The organism is Neisseria zalophi, assembly GCF_008807015.1.
GTDB classification, from domain to species: Bacteria; Pseudomonadota; Gammaproteobacteria; order Burkholderiales; family Neisseriaceae; genus Neisseria; species Neisseria zalophi.
Map to the genome: position 1 here is coordinate 1,853,473 of NZ_CP031700.1, position 18,840 is coordinate 1,872,312.

At 46.7% G+C, this 18,840-nt stretch carries 17 protein-coding genes; 3 read left to right on the top strand and 14 right to left on the bottom strand.

What is annotated here, in order from left to right; translation table 11 throughout:
* Nucleotides 1-38: 38 nt before the first annotated feature.
* From D0T92_RS08600 to D0T92_RS08630, 7 genes are all read right to left on the bottom strand, one after another.
* A complete protein-coding gene (locus D0T92_RS08600; protein WP_225315095.1) occupies nucleotides 39-1,346 on the bottom strand; it encodes an aminopeptidase P N-terminal domain-containing protein in 1,308 nt (435 codons plus the stop codon).
* Nucleotides 1,347-1,519: 173 nt separating this feature from the next.
* On the bottom strand, nucleotides 1,520-1,918 hold the full coding sequence (locus D0T92_RS08605; protein ID WP_151051999.1) for a VanZ family protein: 399 nt from the start codon (nucleotides 1,916-1,918) through the stop codon (nucleotides 1,520-1,522).
* Nucleotides 1,915-2,121, bottom strand: coding sequence for a dioxygenase (locus D0T92_RS08610; RefSeq protein ID WP_151052001.1), 207 nt, complete (start codon nucleotides 2,119-2,121; stop codon nucleotides 1,915-1,917). The genes D0T92_RS08605 and D0T92_RS08610 overlap by 4 nt, the downstream gene beginning before the upstream one ends.
* A gap of 1,077 nt (nucleotides 2,122-3,198) precedes the next feature.
* Complete coding sequence (locus tag D0T92_RS08615; RefSeq protein WP_151052003.1) at nucleotides 3,199-4,536, bottom strand: GTPase/DUF3482 domain-containing protein; 1,338 nt, start codon at nucleotides 4,534-4,536, stop codon at nucleotides 3,199-3,201.
* Between the two features lie 49 nt (nucleotides 4,537-4,585).
* Entirely contained in the window at nucleotides 4,586-6,667 is a 2,082-nt protein-coding gene (locus D0T92_RS08620; RefSeq protein WP_151052005.1) for a KAP family P-loop NTPase fold protein, read from the bottom strand.
* A 220-nt stretch (nucleotides 6,668-6,887) separates the two neighbouring features.
* The gene (locus tag D0T92_RS11420; protein ID WP_225315096.1) at nucleotides 6,888-7,922 is read right to left on the bottom strand and encodes a restriction endonuclease; all 1,035 of its coding nucleotides are present in this window, start codon (nucleotides 7,920-7,922) and stop codon (nucleotides 6,888-6,890) included.
* 50 nt (nucleotides 7,923-7,972) lie between these two features.
* Nucleotides 7,973-9,322 (bottom strand): DUF2868 domain-containing protein, encoded by a 1,350-nt coding sequence (locus D0T92_RS08630; protein WP_151052007.1) that lies wholly within the window; start codon nucleotides 9,320-9,322, stop codon nucleotides 7,973-7,975.
* 129 nt (nucleotides 9,323-9,451) lie between these two features.
* Here D0T92_RS08630 and D0T92_RS08635 point away from each other — a divergent pair, with 129 nt between their 5' ends.
* The 3 genes from D0T92_RS08635 (at nucleotide 9,452) to upp (ending at nucleotide 12,705) form a co-directional block, all read left to right on the top strand.
* Nucleotides 9,452-10,462, top strand: coding sequence for a hypothetical protein (locus D0T92_RS08635; protein WP_225315097.1), 1,011 nt, complete (start codon nucleotides 9,452-9,454; stop codon nucleotides 10,460-10,462).
* Nucleotides 10,463-10,659: 197 nt separating this feature from the next.
* Entirely contained in the window at nucleotides 10,660-12,009 is a 1,350-nt protein-coding gene (gshA, locus tag D0T92_RS08640; protein WP_151052009.1) for a glutamate--cysteine ligase, read from the top strand.
* Nucleotides 12,010-12,078: 69 nt separating this feature from the next.
* Nucleotides 12,079-12,705: a uracil phosphoribosyltransferase gene (upp, locus tag D0T92_RS08645; RefSeq protein WP_151052011.1), complete on the top strand. Its 627-nt coding sequence runs from the start codon at nucleotides 12,079-12,081 to the stop codon at nucleotides 12,703-12,705.
* 82 nt (nucleotides 12,706-12,787) lie between these two features.
* Here the strand turns inward: upp and D0T92_RS08650 are convergent, their stop codons facing one another.
* The 7 genes from D0T92_RS08650 to D0T92_RS08680 all read right to left on the bottom strand — a co-directional run bounded on the left by D0T92_RS08650 (nucleotide 12,788) and on the right by D0T92_RS08680 (nucleotide 18,839).
* A complete protein-coding gene (locus D0T92_RS08650; RefSeq protein WP_151052013.1) occupies nucleotides 12,788-14,149 on the bottom strand; it encodes a PFL family protein in 1,362 nt (453 codons plus the stop codon).
* 277 nt (nucleotides 14,150-14,426) lie between these two features.
* Nucleotides 14,427-14,699: an ACT domain-containing protein gene (locus tag D0T92_RS08655; RefSeq protein WP_151052015.1), complete on the bottom strand. Its 273-nt coding sequence runs from the start codon at nucleotides 14,697-14,699 to the stop codon at nucleotides 14,427-14,429.
* Between the two features lie 140 nt (nucleotides 14,700-14,839).
* Nucleotides 14,840-15,217 (bottom strand): holo-ACP synthase, encoded by a 378-nt coding sequence (gene acpS, locus D0T92_RS08660; RefSeq protein ID WP_151052017.1) that lies wholly within the window; start codon nucleotides 15,215-15,217, stop codon nucleotides 14,840-14,842.
* Nucleotides 15,218-15,258: 41 nt separating this feature from the next.
* On the bottom strand, nucleotides 15,259-15,990 hold the full coding sequence (gene pdxJ / locus D0T92_RS08665; RefSeq protein WP_151052019.1) for a pyridoxine 5'-phosphate synthase: 732 nt from the start codon (nucleotides 15,988-15,990) through the stop codon (nucleotides 15,259-15,261).
* 57 nt (nucleotides 15,991-16,047) lie between these two features.
* On the bottom strand, nucleotides 16,048-16,794 hold the full coding sequence (recO, locus tag D0T92_RS08670; RefSeq protein WP_151052021.1) for a DNA repair protein RecO: 747 nt from the start codon (nucleotides 16,792-16,794) through the stop codon (nucleotides 16,048-16,050).
* Nucleotides 16,795-16,914: 120 nt separating this feature from the next.
* Nucleotides 16,915-18,099, bottom strand: coding sequence for an acetyl-CoA C-acetyltransferase (locus tag D0T92_RS08675; RefSeq protein ID WP_151052023.1), 1,185 nt, complete (start codon nucleotides 18,097-18,099; stop codon nucleotides 16,915-16,917).
* Nucleotides 18,100-18,209: 110 nt separating this feature from the next.
* Complete coding sequence (locus D0T92_RS08680) at nucleotides 18,210-18,839, bottom strand: 3-oxoacid CoA-transferase subunit B (RefSeq protein WP_151052025.1); 630 nt, start codon at nucleotides 18,837-18,839, stop codon at nucleotides 18,210-18,212.
* Nucleotide 18,840: the final 1 nt, after the last annotated feature.

Genomic DNA, 18,840 nt, shown 5'->3' on the forward strand with positions numbered 1-18,840 from the left:
CCTTTCAACAATCATTGCCAACTGCTTTCCATTCAAAATCAGCCGCGCATAATCTCTTCAATCCCCGCAACACTTTTCGGCACCGAAGCGGTATAAACCTTACCTCCCGTTTCGGTTACATACACATTGTCTTCGATACGGATACCGATATTGTGGAAAGCTTCGGGAATATCGTCGGCGGCGTTCACATAAATACCCGGCTCAATCGTGGTACACATCCCCGGTTGCAGCAATATCGGTTCGCCGTTTTGCCAGCGGCCGCCCACATCGTGCACATCTAAGCCGACCCAATGCCCCAAGCCGTGCATATAGTAGCGCTGATAAGCTAAAGACTCGATATTACCGTCTACCGTGCCCTGTAATAATTTAAAATCCACCATACCCTGCACCAAGATACGCAAAGTCATCTGATGCAAATCACGCCAGTCGGCACCGGGTTTCACGGCGGCAATAGCAGCTTCATTGGCGGCCAACACCACTTCGTAAAGGTCTTTTTGGGCGGGATTGAATTTGCCATTTACCGGAAACGTGCGGCTGATATCGCCTGCATAACCCTGATATTCCGCGCCCGCGTCAATCAGCAATAAATCGCCGTCGTTCAACACATCTTTATTTTCAACATAATGCAGACAGCAGGCGTTTTTACCACTGGCAACAATGCTGTTATAAGCAGGAAAACGGGCACCATGCCGCATAAACTCATGCAATAATTCCGCTTCGATTTGCAATTCGCTCACACCCGGCCGTGTTTTCTGCATGGCTCGGATATGCGCTTTCGCGCTGATCTCACCGGCTTCTTCCAACAATGCCAACTCATGCCCGTCTTTCACCAAACGCATGGCATCCAGAATTTCTGACACATCACCCAAACTATCGGGTGCATAAGTATTCAACTGAATACGCTGCCCCGCATATTGCCGCACCTTGCTCCATGCCTGCATCAATAAGCGGTCTTGTTCGGGATATACGCCCCATAAGGCATATAAACGGCTTTTATTCAGCAGCAGTTTTTCTAAATCTTCATGCCAACGGCTGATGCTGTATGCCGCATCCAAACCAAATGCCTCATGTGCGGCTTCAGGGCCATAGCGAAAGCCGTCCCATGTTTCGCGCAGCGGATCTTTATCACGGCAATAAAGCGTGGCTGTTTGCGCCGCACCGTCCAACACCAATACCGATTCCGTTTCCGGAAAGCCGGTTAAATAATGAAAATAACTGTCTTGGCGAAACGGGAAAGTGGTGTCATTGCTGCGCCGTTGTTCAGGCGCGGCAAACAATATGGCAATGCCGTCGTTGCCTATTTGTTGAAGTAGTTTGCGGCGACGTTCTATAAAAGGAGTCATCATTTTTAATCTTCTCTCAATCTTTATTTTATTGTTTTACAAACTTCAGGCCGTCTGAAACTAACAGCCATTGATAAGCATGCAGGGCAGAATCAAAATCTTTCAGACGGCCTCATATATGCTTTCTATCATGAGGGCTGTTACTCTGATTATCAAATCCGGCACAGTTTATGGCATTAAGCACCATCATCCGCACGCACCTTCACCAAACCCTTAGCCTTAGCCACCTTATTGGCCAACCATAAGGCTGCCGCCGTTCCCAACATATCAGCAACCGCATCACCCACACTACCCTCACGCGTTTTTGTGAGCAAAGCCTGCTCCACCTCACTGCATACCGCAAAAAATACGGCAAACACCACCAGCGAACGATAAGGAATCGGGCGGTTTTCCACCATAAAGGCTTTGGCACACAACCAGATTTGTGCAAAAAACAAAGCAAAATGCACCACCTTATCGAAATGGGCAAACGGCGGCACACTTCCGTCGGCCTCGCGCAGTAATAAAGCATAGCAGCCACCGAGAAACCAAATCACGGCCGCCCATGCAAAACGGTTTAGCGGTATGGTTTTCATAAACCCTCTTCATCCAGCCATGTTTGGCACACTTCGGCCAAGCGGATAAACTTTCCACCTCTGGCTACCAAAGCCGCCCGCCATTCGGCCACTTCCGCCGCATCGGGCGCTTCGTCCAAGCTGCATTCGTATAAAAAGAAATCCAAAGTTTCCGCCACTGTTCCCGGGGATTCGGTACGGATTAATTCTAAAATCGCAGACATAAGCCACCGATTCCATCGTTTTAAAGTGCTTATTCTATCGCAAAGCACACCTGTCATACAGGCCGCTCATTATCTGCCGATTCAAATAACCGACAACCATTCACAACATAATCAAACAGGCCGTCTGAAAATTTTCAGACAGCCTGTTTGGTTTCTTGCTTCGTTTTATTTATGATTGGCATGATTTATACAAATTTATTGTCATTATATTCCCCGCCCTCAGTATTTATTTTTTCAGACGGCCTTTCAGACGGCCTTTTCAACCCTCATGCAAAGCGAATTTTTCTAAATAGAAATAAAACGAATAAAAAATTATTCGATTTTATACAAAACGAACTTTTAACATAAAAAATCCAAAAAAAATGCACACAATTTAAAAAATTGTGTGCCAAGTCTACAAAGGAGAAATAGAGGAGAAACTATTAACTGAATACTTAACCAGCTAACGGAGCGAATTATGCCCAAGCTTAAAACATCAGTCAATACCTTTATTCATAATGTTTTCCTAAAACATCAATTAGTATTTTTTATGCAACATAATTTAACCAAGCAGATATTTATTTGCTAAAAATTCTCAGGGTAAATGGAAAAATATAGAATGTTCATTTCGCATTCGAAACCGAATATTTAGAAAAATAATTCCATCAGACCAAAATATCAAATCATGTCTACTTCATCCGGCCAGTCGGCCATATGATTCAAGGCCACTTTAATTTTATTGATAAAATTCTTTTTTATTTTCAAAAATTTATTTAACAGATAAAAAAATGCGCACACCCGATAAGGGTATGCGCCAAGTCTACAAAGGAGAAATAGAGGAGAAACTTCAAACTGCACTAAGCAACTTGAAGAAAACAATTATGCACTGAAACATCTAAGCCGTCAAACCTAAAACACTATTTTGTTTATTTATAGTGATAAAAACAACACAAACGCAATATACCTGCTTTCTATTGTGTTTTATTCAGTTTCTTTATTGGTTCAGACAGCATTTTTTATAAACGTTTTAGGCCGTCTGAAACCTTTTCAGACGGCCTAAACTTTAACCAAACCCTATGGCAGCCGCTTTGCTAAGGATTACCCGCCAAGCCGACCCGATAAAGACCGCGCGGCTTCCGAACGCTCGCGGCGGCTGGATTCCGGCGAATGGGTATTCAGCGACGACCATTTGGCCTGACTGCGTGCCTTATTCAATTCGGGCGGCAATTTGGCCGGCTGCCAAGGCGTTTTGCCGCTTAGCATTTCAATCTGCGCCTGCGCCGCATGGCCGCGTTTTTGCAGGGCGTGCAATAAATCCAAAGCGCGGGCGGCCAATAAGGTAACGGTTTCGGGGTCGATATGCAGGGTTTGCCTGCCCGATAATTTATCGCTGATGGTCTGCATATTCGGCAGCACCCCGCCCAATACGCTGCCGATGGCCGTGCCCAAACCGAGCGAACCGCCCAGCGTCATCATATCCACCCCCATGCCGATTAAAGCGCCGGTGGCCGCGCCCGTGCCGATGCGGATACCGTATTCTTTCAGCAATTCCCCATCAAACGGATCCTGATGAAACGCTTTCAGCGCCCAATCGCCCGTGTCGATTTCGCTATGATAAAAACGATAGGTTTGAAACAACTGCCGCTGAAGTTGGCGCTCAAGCTGGCGAACCGAAGCCTGCATGGTTTGCAAAACCGGTTCGGGGTTGTCGTGTTCGTCGATTTCCTGACGGTATGCCGCCACATCAATCAGAAAATGGGCGATATCCAAACGCGCATCGCGGTCGAGTTTCTGCCATTCGCGGCGGCGCATGCCCATTAAATCGTCTAAAATGCCGCGATCGGGCAGCATAGTAGCCAGATTATCCCAAAGCCTGATTTCACCCTCGAAATCAAACGCCACCGTATCGAAACCGCTATGCACATGCAAACCGCGCCGTGCCAGCATGGTTGCCCATTCGTTTAAATCCTGCCCGCCGATAAAATTAAACACCGGCATCACCGGCTTGGCACACCACGATAAAACGGTTAATTCGTCTTTATATTTATTCAACACCGGCTCGCGGGCATCAATCACATACAAAGCCATATCGCTTTGCAATAATTGGCGCAAAACTTTCGCTTCCTGATTAAAATCACCGGCCGCTTCGGGGCTGTCGAGAAACTGCTGCAAACGCTCGACACCGTCCGCACGGTTGGAAGTATGGTCTTCCAGCCAATCCAACACCCCGCCCGCATCTTCCAAACCGGGCGTATCGTATAAACAAACCAAAGCACGGCTGCCGTCGCTAATCACCGCTTCTTCGACATGGCGCGTTGTCGCCGCCGCGTTTTTGACTTCGCCGAACTGACTGTCACGCAACAGCGTACGCAGCAATGAGGTTTTGCCGGTATTGGTGTGGCCGACTACGGCTAGGGATAGAGGTTTCTTTTGCATATTATTTTTTAAAAGTTTTAATTGGCTATTTGTTTAATATGAAATTGGCTTATTTGTACCTTGATGCCCGGTAAGCATAATCATCATCACGCCAACCATTCCGATATTTATTGGCTAATTTCATAATAGGTTCATTTTTAAAAGTATCATCGGAATTTAATAAATCTATCATTTCATGCAAATTATTCTCAGATTTATATAGCTGAATAAGCTGCTCCCAAAATAAATACTCTTTTCTATATGTATAATAACTTCCTGCAATACGGCCCAAGCTTTCAGACTTAGCAAAATTTAATAACTTAAAAAAGATATTTTTAGATTTTAAAATTGGCAGCTCAATATCGGGTATCTTACTTCTTAACCAACTTAATAGAAGTAATAATTCCAACTCATTAACAAGCTCATTCTCACTTGCCCTTTGAATATCTCGATATAATTCTTCTTTTAGTATGTTAACTTTATTTTCGTCTAAAAGTTTATACGCTGATGTTTCTCTATAACTAACTATATTAATAATTTCCAATCTTCCTGACAGATTGGTTTTTTTCATAAGCTCTTTAATTATGTTTAATCTATTATGTTCTGGTATAGAACGAATAAGTCTAAAAACCAATTGCCTTACAATATCTTTAGAGCTAATACCCATAAATGTTCTTGGCCTATCGGGAATCTTTTTTATTATTTCATATAAATAAGGTATTGTTGCTAAGGCATGTTGCTCAGTAAACTCATCTTCAAAACTAATTAAATTATTGATAATATCTTCTAAGTTTTCTTTAGGTACCTCTGCCAAACTATTTTTAAAACGAATCTCATCTGCCATTGTCAACAAAATACGCTGAGCTTGATTGTAATTAGATAGATTTATACTTTCCTGCATCTCAAAATAGAAATCAAAAAATATGCTATCAACTAAGCGCTTTTCTTTTTTACATTTAGAATAAAACTCGGGTGAATAACGCGCTCCTCCTTGTAAATATTGTTCAGACATTGGAAATATATTTTTAATGATTGCATTACATTGCTTATCGTCTTCAACGAATTCTTTGATCCTTAAAGTATTTGTATCAGTTTGCAAATCAACAGTAGTTAATAAATCCCTTAATTCATAGATTTGATGAAATTTATCTGGTCTGAATAAACGAATAGCTTCCAAAGCTAAAATATCTACTGCTTCTATTTTATTTTTTATTTCTTTAAATGCTATACTAACGGCAAGTGCATAACGATTCACATCACGCATATTGTTAATATTTGGCAAAATAATCTCATATAGAATATTTCCCCATCGTTTTTCATCGAATTGGATAGGCAATGCACTTAATACATTATCTAAAGCACTTATTAACTTTTCTTGTATCTGGTTTCGTGAAACTTTAGGAATATCAAAACTAAGCTGCAAAATCTTTTCTAAATATGCCTTACCGTCAATTTGCCCTTGCTCGGATAAAGCCTGTTCAACGCGAAGCTTATCGAATGCCATTAAATAAATCATATTGGGAAAACTGGCCGTTAAGCGCACCAACTTAAAAATTTCCTTGATTTCTTGAGAAGACAGCCTATCCACATCATCTAATATCACAACTATTGGCTTATCTAATTTCTTTAATTCCTGCGTTAGTTTATTGCGAAGACCTGATAAACCTCCCTCTTTAACCGACCAGATAAAAGCAACACTATTCAAGAAAAAAGAAATGCCTTTTCCCAAATTGCCAATAAATGGAATAGCATCAAGCTTATCAAACAAACCTCCATACTTTTTGAATTTTCGGCTTATCTTATGATGGTTTAGTATTCTCAATTGAATCGTTAATTCGGAAAAAAAGCTTTCAACCAAATTATCAACGCTTGAAAACATCCAAGGGTTAAACTCAATAATTTCAGCGTGTTTCAAAATTTCTTCACGCATCATATTGATATAGGAAGTTTTCCCGCTTCCCCACTCCCCTAAAACACCAACCACCAAGCCTTCGCTTGCATCAATATCGAAAATACTGGATGCAAACTGTTTGGCACTCTTATGGCGATTTAAAGCATCGTTTTCAGCGCTTTTAATAGGATTATCAATACTTAACTTTAAAGCTGCGTTTTCAGCACTTTTCATCGAATTGTTATTTTCTCGCTGCTCCATTTTTCCCTCTAACTCCTAAAAATAACCACTTATTTTTGTTTAAAAATCTTTTTCAGACGGCCTCTTACACTAACTGCGCCTACTAACTCACCCTTGCCGATTCTACTACGGTAAACCACATTTGCTTAGGATAGTTTTCAATAATCGTTCAGGCCGTCTGAAATCTTTTCAGACGGCCTCAAATAGCGGGCACACGCCCGCCATCTCTACAAGCTCATTATTATTTCAATAATGAAGGAATTTCCATAATCCCTAATGCTTGTTTGGTTTTTTCTGATAAATGGGGAATGCTTTCATATATCCAATCAACCAACTCTTCCCCTTCCATAATGTTAATATTATGTTGTTCGGCTAATTGTTTGTTCTTGTCCGAAACCTTCGCTGTTGTTATCAGCCATTTCTGGCAATCAACATCATCATCTTTATCTTTATAGGCAATCAGTTGTTTTAAGCCGTGTCCGTTGGTTTCGCCTTTGTGATGTTTGGCCTGTATTAATAAATGGGTTTTAGAAAATCTATTTTTCTTTTCGACCTCAGTATCTATATCTGCAATGCCAGATGCTTGTTTTTTGGCTTCAATATCTATATCTGCAATACCAGATAATTGTTTCTTCGATTTAATCTTTGCCTGATAGCCATCAATCTTAAGCATTTCCCGAATCAATTCTTCCAAGCCGCGGCCACCGGCTTCCAACCATATGCTTCCTTTGCGAATGGATTGAAGTAGTTCTTTTTTAAACTTTTGTTTTGCCAATTCGACTTGCGCTGAAAAATAATTGGAATGTCGGTATACTTCTCCTGTTTTCTCAATCCAATCCATTATTCTGTTGATTTCATCTTTAAATTGATTGAAATTTGCAATGGCGGTACGAACCTTTAATCGGCTTCCTAATTGTCCGCTAAAATCACTACGGGCTATTTTTAAAACACGCCCGTCAACTTTACAAAAGTCTACCGACACCAAATTGCCGGCATTATCTTTTGTCCATTCCCGATTAAATTTTTTCTTTCCTTTAACCTTACCGATACTGACCGACTTACTAGACGGTACAAGCACAATATCCCCCTCCTTCAAGTTAAAAAAACGCTCAATATTTTTTGTTTTCCTGCCGACACCTGTCGGATAATGTTGTTTAAAAGCATCAGACAACGCTTTGGTATCTTGATATTGGGAAAAATCCACTTTCGCCCAACCATATCCTACATAGCCTGCCTTAACCGCACGCCAAGGGCTGCGTATCATAAAAATCTTCATTTTTTATTCCTTGTGAGTAAGTAACGTTTAACAATGTGCTGCTTTATTAATCAGACGGCCTCTTTCCCCAAGCGCGCCTGCTGGCTCACGCGTGCCGGATCCAACCACGGCAGGCCGCGTTCGCCCAAGGCGGTGTGCCATTGGCTTAAATAATCGTTGAGGCCGTCTGAAAAATCTTTTTCTACTAATAATTGCACTACCGCCCCGCCCTGCGCGGCTTCGGCAAGGGCGGTGATTTGGCGCAGGATACCGCGGTCGGGCACGCTGCGGGCGCGGACGCCGATTAATAATTGCGCGGGCTCTTGTTGCAATTCGGCTTTTAATGCGGCTACGGTATCGCGGCTGTCGGCAGTGCCTTTATCGAGCCAATCCTGCCCTAAAATGTGTTTGAACCATGATTTTTCCGGCCATTCGGCATCGAGCATCACCGCCCATTTCGGGGTGTCATCGAGTTTGATTTTCGGGGTAACGGCGGTAACGGTTTCGCTTTGGGTGTCGGCATCGACTACCCGCCGCTGCCATTGCTGGATAATTTGGCGGTAATAAGGTTTGTCGAGCGGCAAGGTGCTTCGGGTGCGACGGGAAAGTATTTTGCACACCAGCCATGCGGCAAAGCGCGGCAGCAGGCCGTAGCAGATAAGGCTGCCAATCAGCAGGCCGCCCCATTGTCGGGATGTGGCGATATCGTTGTTCAGACGGCTGATTAATACGGCATCGGCATCGGGCACGGGAAAGCCGAGTTTGGCCGGCAGCCACGATAAAATATGCACGGCCTGCACAAATGTGGCATCGCTCAATAAGGTGCTTTCCCAATTAAAGGTATATTGGCGCACGCTCAGCAGCAAAACGGCGGCGGCCAACATGCCGATTAGGGTTGCCAGCCATAAGCGGTGAACGGTTAGGCCGAGCGCCCAACGGGTAGCAGGTTTGGCCAATTCGTCGCTATACAGCCGCATAATGGCTTGGTTAACCGGATCTTTGCCGCGTATCCAAAAGGCCGGGTTAGAGAAAAATCCGCCGGCTTTATAGCGCGGCAGGCAGGCGGTGATTATCCACGCCAGCAACATTAAGGTATGCAGCCCCAATACGCCGGCCAATACAAAAAAGAAATTTAAGCCCGATTGCTGCATCAGGGTAACCGTGCCTGCAAAGCCGCTAATCAGCCAAAACAAGGTTGCCGCCAGCAGCAGCCAAGCAAACAGGCTGCGGATACGCGCCAAGCTGTCTTGCAGTTTGTGGTCGCTGTCTATCATTTCCGCGCGGCGGTTGAGTTTGGTTTCGATATTGCCGTCGGCATGGCGCAGGGCTTCGGTAATCGGCTGCGGGTCGGCGGAAAAAATATGGTTGCGTTCTTGCAGCAGGCGGACAAGTTCGGTGAGCTGGCGGGGTGGATTGAGCATGTTGAGCGGGTAAAATAATGAGAAAAAGGAAGTTAGATTTTAACACAGCCCATTGTTTCAGACGGCCTTATGGTAAATATGCAATAAATTTAGTATGCTTACACTAGGGCTTTTTAGGAGACGATAATAATGAAACCAATTTCCTCTTTTCCGCTATGTTTTTTTCTTTGTTTGTTGTCTGTTTCTGCACAAGCAGACGATGTGGCAACAGAAGTGCCAACTGCCGCATCACAAGCCATAGAACCTACCCCGCCTGTACACAATACTTGGACAGACAGACAGCACAGAAATGTCCAAACCACCATCAATCGCTGGGCACACAATATGGATGATTGGTTTGGCACACCCGATCCCGATCATCCTGCTTCTGCCAATCTGCGTATTATGACGGATACCACTTGGAATAAATACGATCGTTTTTCCGTCAAGCCACGTGTTCGAGGCCGTCTGAAACTGCCGGTTTTGCAACAACGCCTGAATGTAGTATTCGGTGATGATTCACTTGACAGCGAATTAGATCATACCGGCCATATTTATGATGAAACTCAACTGATCAACCAAAGAACATTCGACCGCACCCGCAACCGCGAAAGCAACTCATCACTGGCTTTACGCTGGTCGGACATTACCCGATACACCGGCATCGATACCGATGTCGATATCGGTGTCCGCTCAGGCGATGACTTATACCTGCGCTTCCGGGGCACTAAAGATTGGGATTTGAACGACGGTTTCAGCACCCGCCTCGAGCAAACCTACCGCTACGGTATCAAAAGCAGGCATCATGTACGTACTAACTGGGAAATCCGTCAAACTGAAACGGGGGAAACCTTTAATGCCAATAACCTAAACATCGAATACAACCATAAAAAAGATGATGAAGAATGGCTGTGGGGCAACAGCCTATATCGCCAGCACGACCTCGCCGGACACAAACGCTTAAACTACGGTGTCCATGCCGGCGGCAAAATCAAAAATAAAAAGATGAAACTCAACAGCTACGGCCCCTTTGCCGGATGGCGGCAGCCTGTTTGGCGCGACTGGCTGTTTGTGCAAACCGAATTAAACTACCTCAACAACCGCGAAGAAAACCGCCGCCACCATATCGGCACCTTAGTGCGCGTGGAAGCTTTGTTTTAAGCAAAAAATCATATCGGTGCGCTATATGGTTCTTTAGATGAAACATAAAATATCACAACGGTTTAAGCCTGCCGACCTACTCAAATGATAGGCAGACGGCCTATTTTCATAGTAAATATAGGCCGTCTGAAACTTGTATCAAACAGCTAAAAAATCTATTATGCTGCTTTATCGAGTCAAAGTTTCGAAAGTCCGCTATGAACCTGCCCGCTATCTCACCGGCTTATCTGCCGCAACTGCAAGAATTCGAACGTAAAATACTAAGCAATCAAATTAAAATCGAAGCATGGTTCCGCCAAAAATGGTCGGAGCATCAACCACCGTTTTACGGCTCGGTCGATATCCGTAATGCCGGCTATAAAATGGCTTCTATCGATATGAATTTATTTCCCGGTGGTTTCAATAATCTAAACCCCGAATTTATCCAGCTTTCCGTACACGCTGCGCAAGATGCGGTGGAACGCTCATGCCCGCAGGCCAAATCGGTGTTGATTGTGCCTGAAAACCATACCCGCAATACTTTTTATCTGCAAAACGTGTATGCCTTGAGCAATATTTTGCACACTGCCGGTTTTGAAGTGCGCTTAGGCAGCCTGAATCCGGAAATTACCGAACCGACCGAATTTGAAACCGCTTTGGGCAATAAAATCCTACTTGAGCCGCTATTGCGTACACGCGGGCGCGTTCATTTGGCCGACGGCTTTTCACCCTGTTTAGTCTTATTAAACAACGACCTTTCCGCCGGCATTCCCGACATTTTGCGCGATATATCCCAAACCGTTTTACCGCCTCTGCACGGCGGCTGGACAACCCGCCGCAAAACCAGCCATTTTGCCGCTTATGACAAAGTGGCCGAAGACTTTGCCAAACTGATTGATATCGACGTATGGAATATCAATCCCTACTTCGAACAAATCAGCGGCTTGAATTTCCAAGAGCGCGAAGGTGAAGACATATTGGCCGACGCCGTTGAGCGGATGTTGGCCAAAATCCAAGCCAAATATGATGAAAAAGGCATTACCGACAAACCGTTTGTGATTGTGAAAGCCGATGCCGGCACCTACGGCATGGGCGTGATGAGTGTGAAATCCGCCGAAGAAATCCGCGGGCTAAACCGTAAAAACCGCAATAAAATGGCTAAGGTTAAAGAAGGCTTGGAAGTCACCGAAGTGATTGTGCAAGAAGGCATCTACACTTACGAAACACTCAACGGCGCCGTTTCCGAACCCGTTGTTTATATGATGGATCGGTTTGTTATCGGTGGCTTCTTCCGTGTTCATGAAGGCCGCGGTGCTGATGAAAACTTGAATGCAACCGGCATGTCTTTTGTGCCGTTGGCTCAGGCAATCCCAGTGGCCGAACAAGAAGACTCCATTGACGAAGAGCGCTGCAAACGTATTTTTGCCCAATGGGATGCGCTCGGCGTGCCCCAAACCAGTGCCGAAAATCCCGATTGCGAATGCAACCGCCTGTATATTTACGGCGTTATGGCGCGCTTATCACTACTTGCCGCTTCTTTGGAACTCGAACAAACCGCCCCGAAATAAAACCTTATACGGCCTGCCCGAATTTTCAGCAGACCGCTCCCTGTAAAACAGCATTACCGGAAAGACAGTATGAACATTACCATCATCGATCACCCCCTCGTTAAACACAAGCTCACCCTAATGCGCGAGGCCGAATGCAGCACCTATAAATTCCGCACCCTCACCAATGAGTTGGCACGCCTGATGGCCTATGAAGCCAGCCGTGATTTTGAAACCGAAAACTATATTATCGACGGCTGGTGCGGCAAAATCGAAGGCCAACGCATTAAGGGCAAAACCTTAACCGTGGTGCCGATTCTGCGTGCCGGTCTCGGCATGTTAGACGGCGTATTGGATTTGATTCCCACCGCCAAAATCAGCGTAGTCGGCTTGCAACGCGACGAAGAAACACTCAAACCCGTTTCTTATTTTGAAAAATTCGTCGACAGCATGGAATCGCGCCCTGCCCTGATTATCGACCCGATGCTGGCCACCGGCGGCTCGATGGTCGCCACTATCGACCTGTTGAAGCAAAAAGGCTGCCAAAATATTAAAGCCCTTGTGTTGGTGGCCGCGCCGGAAGGGGTGAAAGTGGTAAACGACGCGCACCCCGATGTCACCATCTACGCCGCCGCGCTCGACAGCCATCTCAACGAACAAGGCTATATCATCCCCGGCTTGGGCGATGCCGGCGATAAGATTTTCGGCACCCGCTAAGTTGGTTTGAACGCCATTTATACAGCCATAACCAAAGGCCGTCTGAAAACTTTTCAGACGGCCTTTGGTTATTTGATTAAAATTAGTTTTTCATAGATTGAACCGGCGCGGGAATGCGGCCGCCACGGTTTACAAACACTTCGCACGAGCCTTCTTTCACCGGCATAATCGGCGCATAGCCCAGCAATCCTCCGAATTCGACACTATCGCCGACATCTTTGCCGGGCACCGGAATAATACGCACGGCGGTGGTTTTGCTGTTGATCATACCGATAGCGGCTTCATCGGCAATAATACCGGAAATGGTTGCCGCCGAAGTCGTGCCCGGCACGGCCACCATATCCAAGCCTACGGAACATACGGCCGTCATCGCTTCAAGTTTGTCTAAAGTTAAAATGCCGGATTCGGCAGCAGCAATCATGCCTTCGTCTTCCGAAACGGGAATAAACGCCCCGCTCAAACCGCCAACGGTGCCCGATGCCATCATGCCGCCTTTTTTCACCGCATCGTTCAATAACGCCAGCGCAGCGGTAGTGCCGTGCGTGCCGCACACCGATAAACCCATGCCTTCGAGAATACGGGCAACCGAATCGCCGACGGCGGGGGTCGGTGCCAATGATAAATCGAGAATGCCGAACGGAATATTCAAAAGTTTGGCCGCTTCGTGGCCGATTAATTCGCCGACACGGGTAATCTTGAATGCGGTTTTTTTCACCACTTCGGCCACTTCGGTTAAGGTTTGCGCATTGGAATTTTCCAAAGCGGCTTTCACCACACCCGGGCCGGAAACGCCGACATTAATCACGGCATCGGCTTCGCCCGAACCGTGGAATGCACCTGCCATAAAGGGATTGTCTTCCACCGCATTGCAAAAAACAACGATTTTGGCGCAACCGAAACCTTCCGGTGTGATGGCGGCGGTTTCTTTAATCATTTCGCCTGCCAGTTTAACCGCATCCATATTGATGCCGGCACGGGTGCTGCCGATATTGACCGAACTGCACACAATATCGGTTTTTTTCATGGCTTCGGGTATCGAACGAATCAGCACTTCATCCGACGGCGACATGCCTTTTTGCACCAAAGCTGAAAAGCCGCCGATAAACGATACGCCGATATCTTTGGCGGCTTTATCTAAGGTTTCGGCAATGCTCACATAAGAATCGGCGTGTGTCGCAGCGGCAATTTGGGCAATCGGGGTAACAGAAATACGCTGGTTCACAATCGGTACGCCGTATTTTGCCGAAAGATGGCGTGCGGTTTTCACCAAATCTTTACCGACACGGGTGATTTTATTATAAATATTCTGATTTAATTCGTTGATATCGCTGCTGATACAATCGTGTAGGTCGATACCGATGGTGATGGTACGCACGTCGAAATGCTGGTCGGCCACCATCTGCACGGTTTCTAAAATTTCATCGGATTGAATAATGGTTGTCATAATGCTTAATCCTTATCAGCGAAGTCTGTGCTACCACAAGCCCACGCCAACTCGTTGATATTTCGTTATTTCATATTAAATAAAAATAGTATGCTATTTCTTTTTACTCTTTTTAAGTGATTGCCATTCGGAAGCAAAACAGGCTCCCAAAACTACTGTTATCATAATAATACGTGCAGGACTTCCCGATGCAATCTCAGAATATATAAAGTATAAACCAGGTAAAACCAATATAATTAACCACATTAACTTTCGCATATTCATATTAATGAGACCTTTAAATGCGGTGCATGGCATTAAAAATTTCTTCATCCTGCATACGGATATCCAGTGCCAGCTTTTGGCCCCGATCAGCAAAAAGATCCAACATTTCCTGCCGGGTTTTCGGGCATTTTTCAGTATCCACCAAAATAATCATAGTGAAGAAATCATCCATCAGCTGCTGGCTGATATTGAGGATATTCAATTGATTTTCAGCTAAAATTTTAGATACGTCGTACACAATACCGACACGGTCTTTACCGATAACAGTGATGACTGAATGTTTCATATATTCAAACTTTCGTAACAGATTAATAAATTAATAAAAGGTTTTCAGACGGCCTGCATGATTAAGGCCGTCTGAAAGCGGTCGGTAGCGCAAATCAGCCAAACCGGCCGGTAAAATAAAAAATATCTTTTTATAGCCGTTTATTTTTCGGATACCACAAAAGCGACAACAGTATCTTCTTCATCGCTCATGCTCAAATGCACCTGCTTAATGCCCTGTTTATCCAACCATTTTTGCAATTCCGGCTCATAATGAAACTCGGGTTTGCCTAAAGCATCGTGGCCGATAGTGATATTACGGAAAGTAACCGGGGCGCGTATACCGGTGCCGACGGCTTTGGCAAATGCTTCTTTGGCAGCAAAGCGTTTTGCTAAAAAATTCACCGATTTTCCAGCCTGAGGATATTCCAACATCTCTATCGAGCTGAGCAGGCGTTCTGCAAATGCCATACCGTATTTTTTCTGTAGTCTTGCAATGCGACTGATGGCAACGATGTCGGTACCGATTCCGTAAATCATAACAGCTCCTTTATAGCTGGGTTTTCAGACGGCCTGCCTGTTTAGAAAGGCAGCGAGCGAGCTTTAAACATAATATCTTTCATTTGCCTTATGGCTTCGGGCAAACCGATAAAAATGGCTTGAGCAATCAGCGAATGGCCGATATTCAATTCTTGGATGGATAAAATCCGGGCAATCGGGGTAACGTTGTGAATCGTCAGGCCGTGGCCGGCGTTGACGACCAGCCCTAAATCGCTGCCGAAGTTTGCCCCCTCTTCAATCCGCAGTAATTGTGCCTGATGTTCTTCATGGCTTGCGGCATCGGCATAAGCGCCGGTATGCAGCTCGATAACGGGAGCGCCGACATCGCGGGCGGCCTGTATTTGGGCTTCGTCGGCATCAATAAACAGGGAAACGCGGATACCTGCTTCAGTGAGGATACGGGTAAACTCGGCGACTTTATCCTGTTGCGCCAAAACATCCAGCCCACCTTCAGTCGTTACCTCTTCGCGTTTTTCCGGCACGATACAAACGTCTTCGGGCATCACCTGCAAGGCGTTTTCCAGCATTTCTTCGGTTAACGCCATTTCCAGATTCATGCGTGTGCGGATGGCGTTTCTAATCGCGAAAACATCTTCGTCGCGAATATGGCGGCGGTCTTCGCGCAAATGTAGGGTAATCAGGTCGGCACCATGTGTTTCGGCTGTTAAAGCCGCCTCAAGCGGGCTGGGATAAGCCGTACCGCGCGCATTGCGCAAGGTGGCGACATGGTCGATATTCACACCCAATAACATTTCTGTTTCCTTTCTTGATTTGTTTTCAGACGGCCTCTTTCACTTAAACCGATTGAATCAGGCCGTCTGAAACTGCTGCATCTGTTGTAGCACTTGGCGGGATTTAATCCCCTCCGGCAGGCGGAAATCCAACAGCATCCGCGTTAGTTTCAAAGCCTGCTGCAAACTTTCCGTGTTTTCAAAAACGCCACTATGCAATTGGATTAAATCGGCACCGCGCATCGCCAAGCCCTGCACTTCATGCGGTGGCAAACCGTTGGCATCGTCTAAAGGCAGCGGGGCGTGTTCGGGGCGTAGCCAATATTGCCGTTCGGCCAAAACCGGCTGCCCGTGTTCGTCTTGCGTTAAATCGGGGGCAAAGCCGAGTTCGGTTAACAGCCGCCATTCGAAACTGCGCAATGCGGCGGCATGGTGGCTTTCTTCGGCAATGGTCTGCATCACCCTGCTTAATGCATCATACAATTCGGGGTGCGGATCTTCGCGGGCAGTCAGTTTATACACCAATTCGTTTACATACAGGCCGCTGAACAATGCCTTGCCTTGCGGCTGGCGCCATCCGCCCGTCCACTCCGCCCTATGCAGGGTTTTCAACTCTTGCGAACCATACCACGATGCACTCATCGGCACAAACGGCACCAACACGCCGCGCAATTCGCTTTGCCGTTTGCGGGCGCTGCGCGCCAACAGAGCAACGCGGCCATAACGGCGGCTGAAAACTTCAAGCCACAAACTGCTTTCGCGCCACGGTTTGGCGGTCAGTAAAAAAGCAGGTTCGTGATTAACGCGGTGGGCTTGTGAACTCATAAGGTTTGCTAGAAAAAATGTCTTCGGATTATAACCCGTATCCCGTGCGAAACAACAAAGGCCGTCTGAAATTTTATGATTCAGACGGCCTATCGTATCAACGGATAAAATATTAAACGTTTATGCCGTCCGCTCTACCGCTACGGCCAAGCCCATACCGCCGCCGACGCATAAAGTGGCAATGCCTTTTTTCTTATTGCTGCGCTGCATCTCATGCAACAGCGTTACCAAAATACGGCAGCCTGATGCGCCGATAGGATGGCCGAGCGCAATCGCTCCGCCGTTGACATTGGTTTTTTCGGGCGGCAGGTTGGTTTCCGCCATCACCCCCAAAGCTTGGGCGGCAAAGGCTTCGTTGGCTTCAAATAAATCCACCTCTTCGGTTTGCCAGCCTGCTTTTTTCAATACGGTTTTGATCGCATCAACCGGACCCAAGCCCATGATTTCGGGTTCGATACCGGTAGCGGAATAAGCGCGGATAACCGCCAACGGGGTTAAGCCGAGTTCGGCCGCTTTTTCCGCCGTCATCATCACCACGGCGGCGGCTCCGTCGTTAATACCCGAAGCATTACCGGCGGTTACCGTACCGTCTTTTTTAAAGGCCGGACGCAGCGCAGCCAGTTTTTCGGCGGTGGTGTCGGCTTTGATGTATTCGTCTTTATCGACCACCAGCGGATCGCCTTTGCGGCGGGGCACGGATACGGGGGTAATCTCACCGTCGAATTTGCCCGCCGCTTGTGCGGCCGCGGCTTTTTGTTGCGACGATAAGGCAAATTTGTCTTGCGCTTCGCGGCTGATATTCAGGCGTTCGGCAACATTTTCCGCCGTGATGCCCATGTGGTATTGGTTGTAAACATCGGTTAAACCGTCGGCCACCATGCTGTCGGCCAAGCTGGCCGGGCCCATTTTTACGCCTTGGCGCATATTAATGGTATGCGGGCTTTGCGACATAGATTCCTGACCGCCCGCCACCACGATTTCGGCATCGCCGCAGGCAATCGCCTGAGCCGCCATTTGCACGGCTTTCAAACCCGAACCGCAGACAACGTTCACGGTTGTCGCCGGAATCCGTACCGGCAGTCCGGCCAATATAGCAGCCTGACGTGCCGGGTTTTGGCCGACACCGGCGGTTAACACATTGCCCATAATCACTTCATCGACCTGTTCGGGTTTCAGGCCGGTTTGCTGCAATACATCACGAATCACCGCCGCGCCCAATTCCGGTGCGCGCAGTGGGGAAAGTCCGCCCAAGAAGCTGCCGACCGGAGTACGCTTGGCGGCAACAATCACAATATTACGGTTCATTCACATTCCTTTCCGATTATGTTTCCAAGCTTCTTATATATTCAGACGGCCTGAAAACAGAAAGATTTTGTATAAAGGCCGTCTGAAACGGTTTCAGACGGCCACACTGCTTAAGCCAATACTTTTACGCCGGTGGCTGCCTGCAATTCATCGAAGCTGACGCCGTCGGCCAATTCCACCAGTTTAAGGCCGTCTGGAGTGACGTCCAGCACGCCTAAATTGGTGATAATACGGTGGACGACTTTTTTACCGGTTAGCGGCAGTTCGCATTCGGGTTTGATTTTGAATGCGCCGTTTTTAGCGGTGTGGTCCATCAACACAATCACACGTTGCACACCGGCGACCAAATCCATCGCGCCGCCCATGCCTTTCACCATTTTGCCCGGAATCATCCAGTTGGCTAAGTCGCCTTGGCCAGATACTTCCATTGCGCCCAAAATGGCCAGATTCACTTTGCCGCCGCGTATCATTGCAAAAGATTGCGAGCTACTGAAAAAGCTGGCGCCGGTTTGTTCGGTAACGGTTTGTTTGCCTGCGTTAATCAGGTCGGCATCCACTTCGTCTTCAGTGGGAAACGCGCCGATACCGAGTAATCCGTTTTCAGATTGCAACACCACATTCACACCGTCGGGAATATAGTTGGCCACCAAGGTCGGCAGGCCGATGCCGAGATTGACGTAAAAACCGTCTTGCAATTCTTTGGCGGCACGTTGCGCCATTTGTTCTCTCGTCCAAGCCATA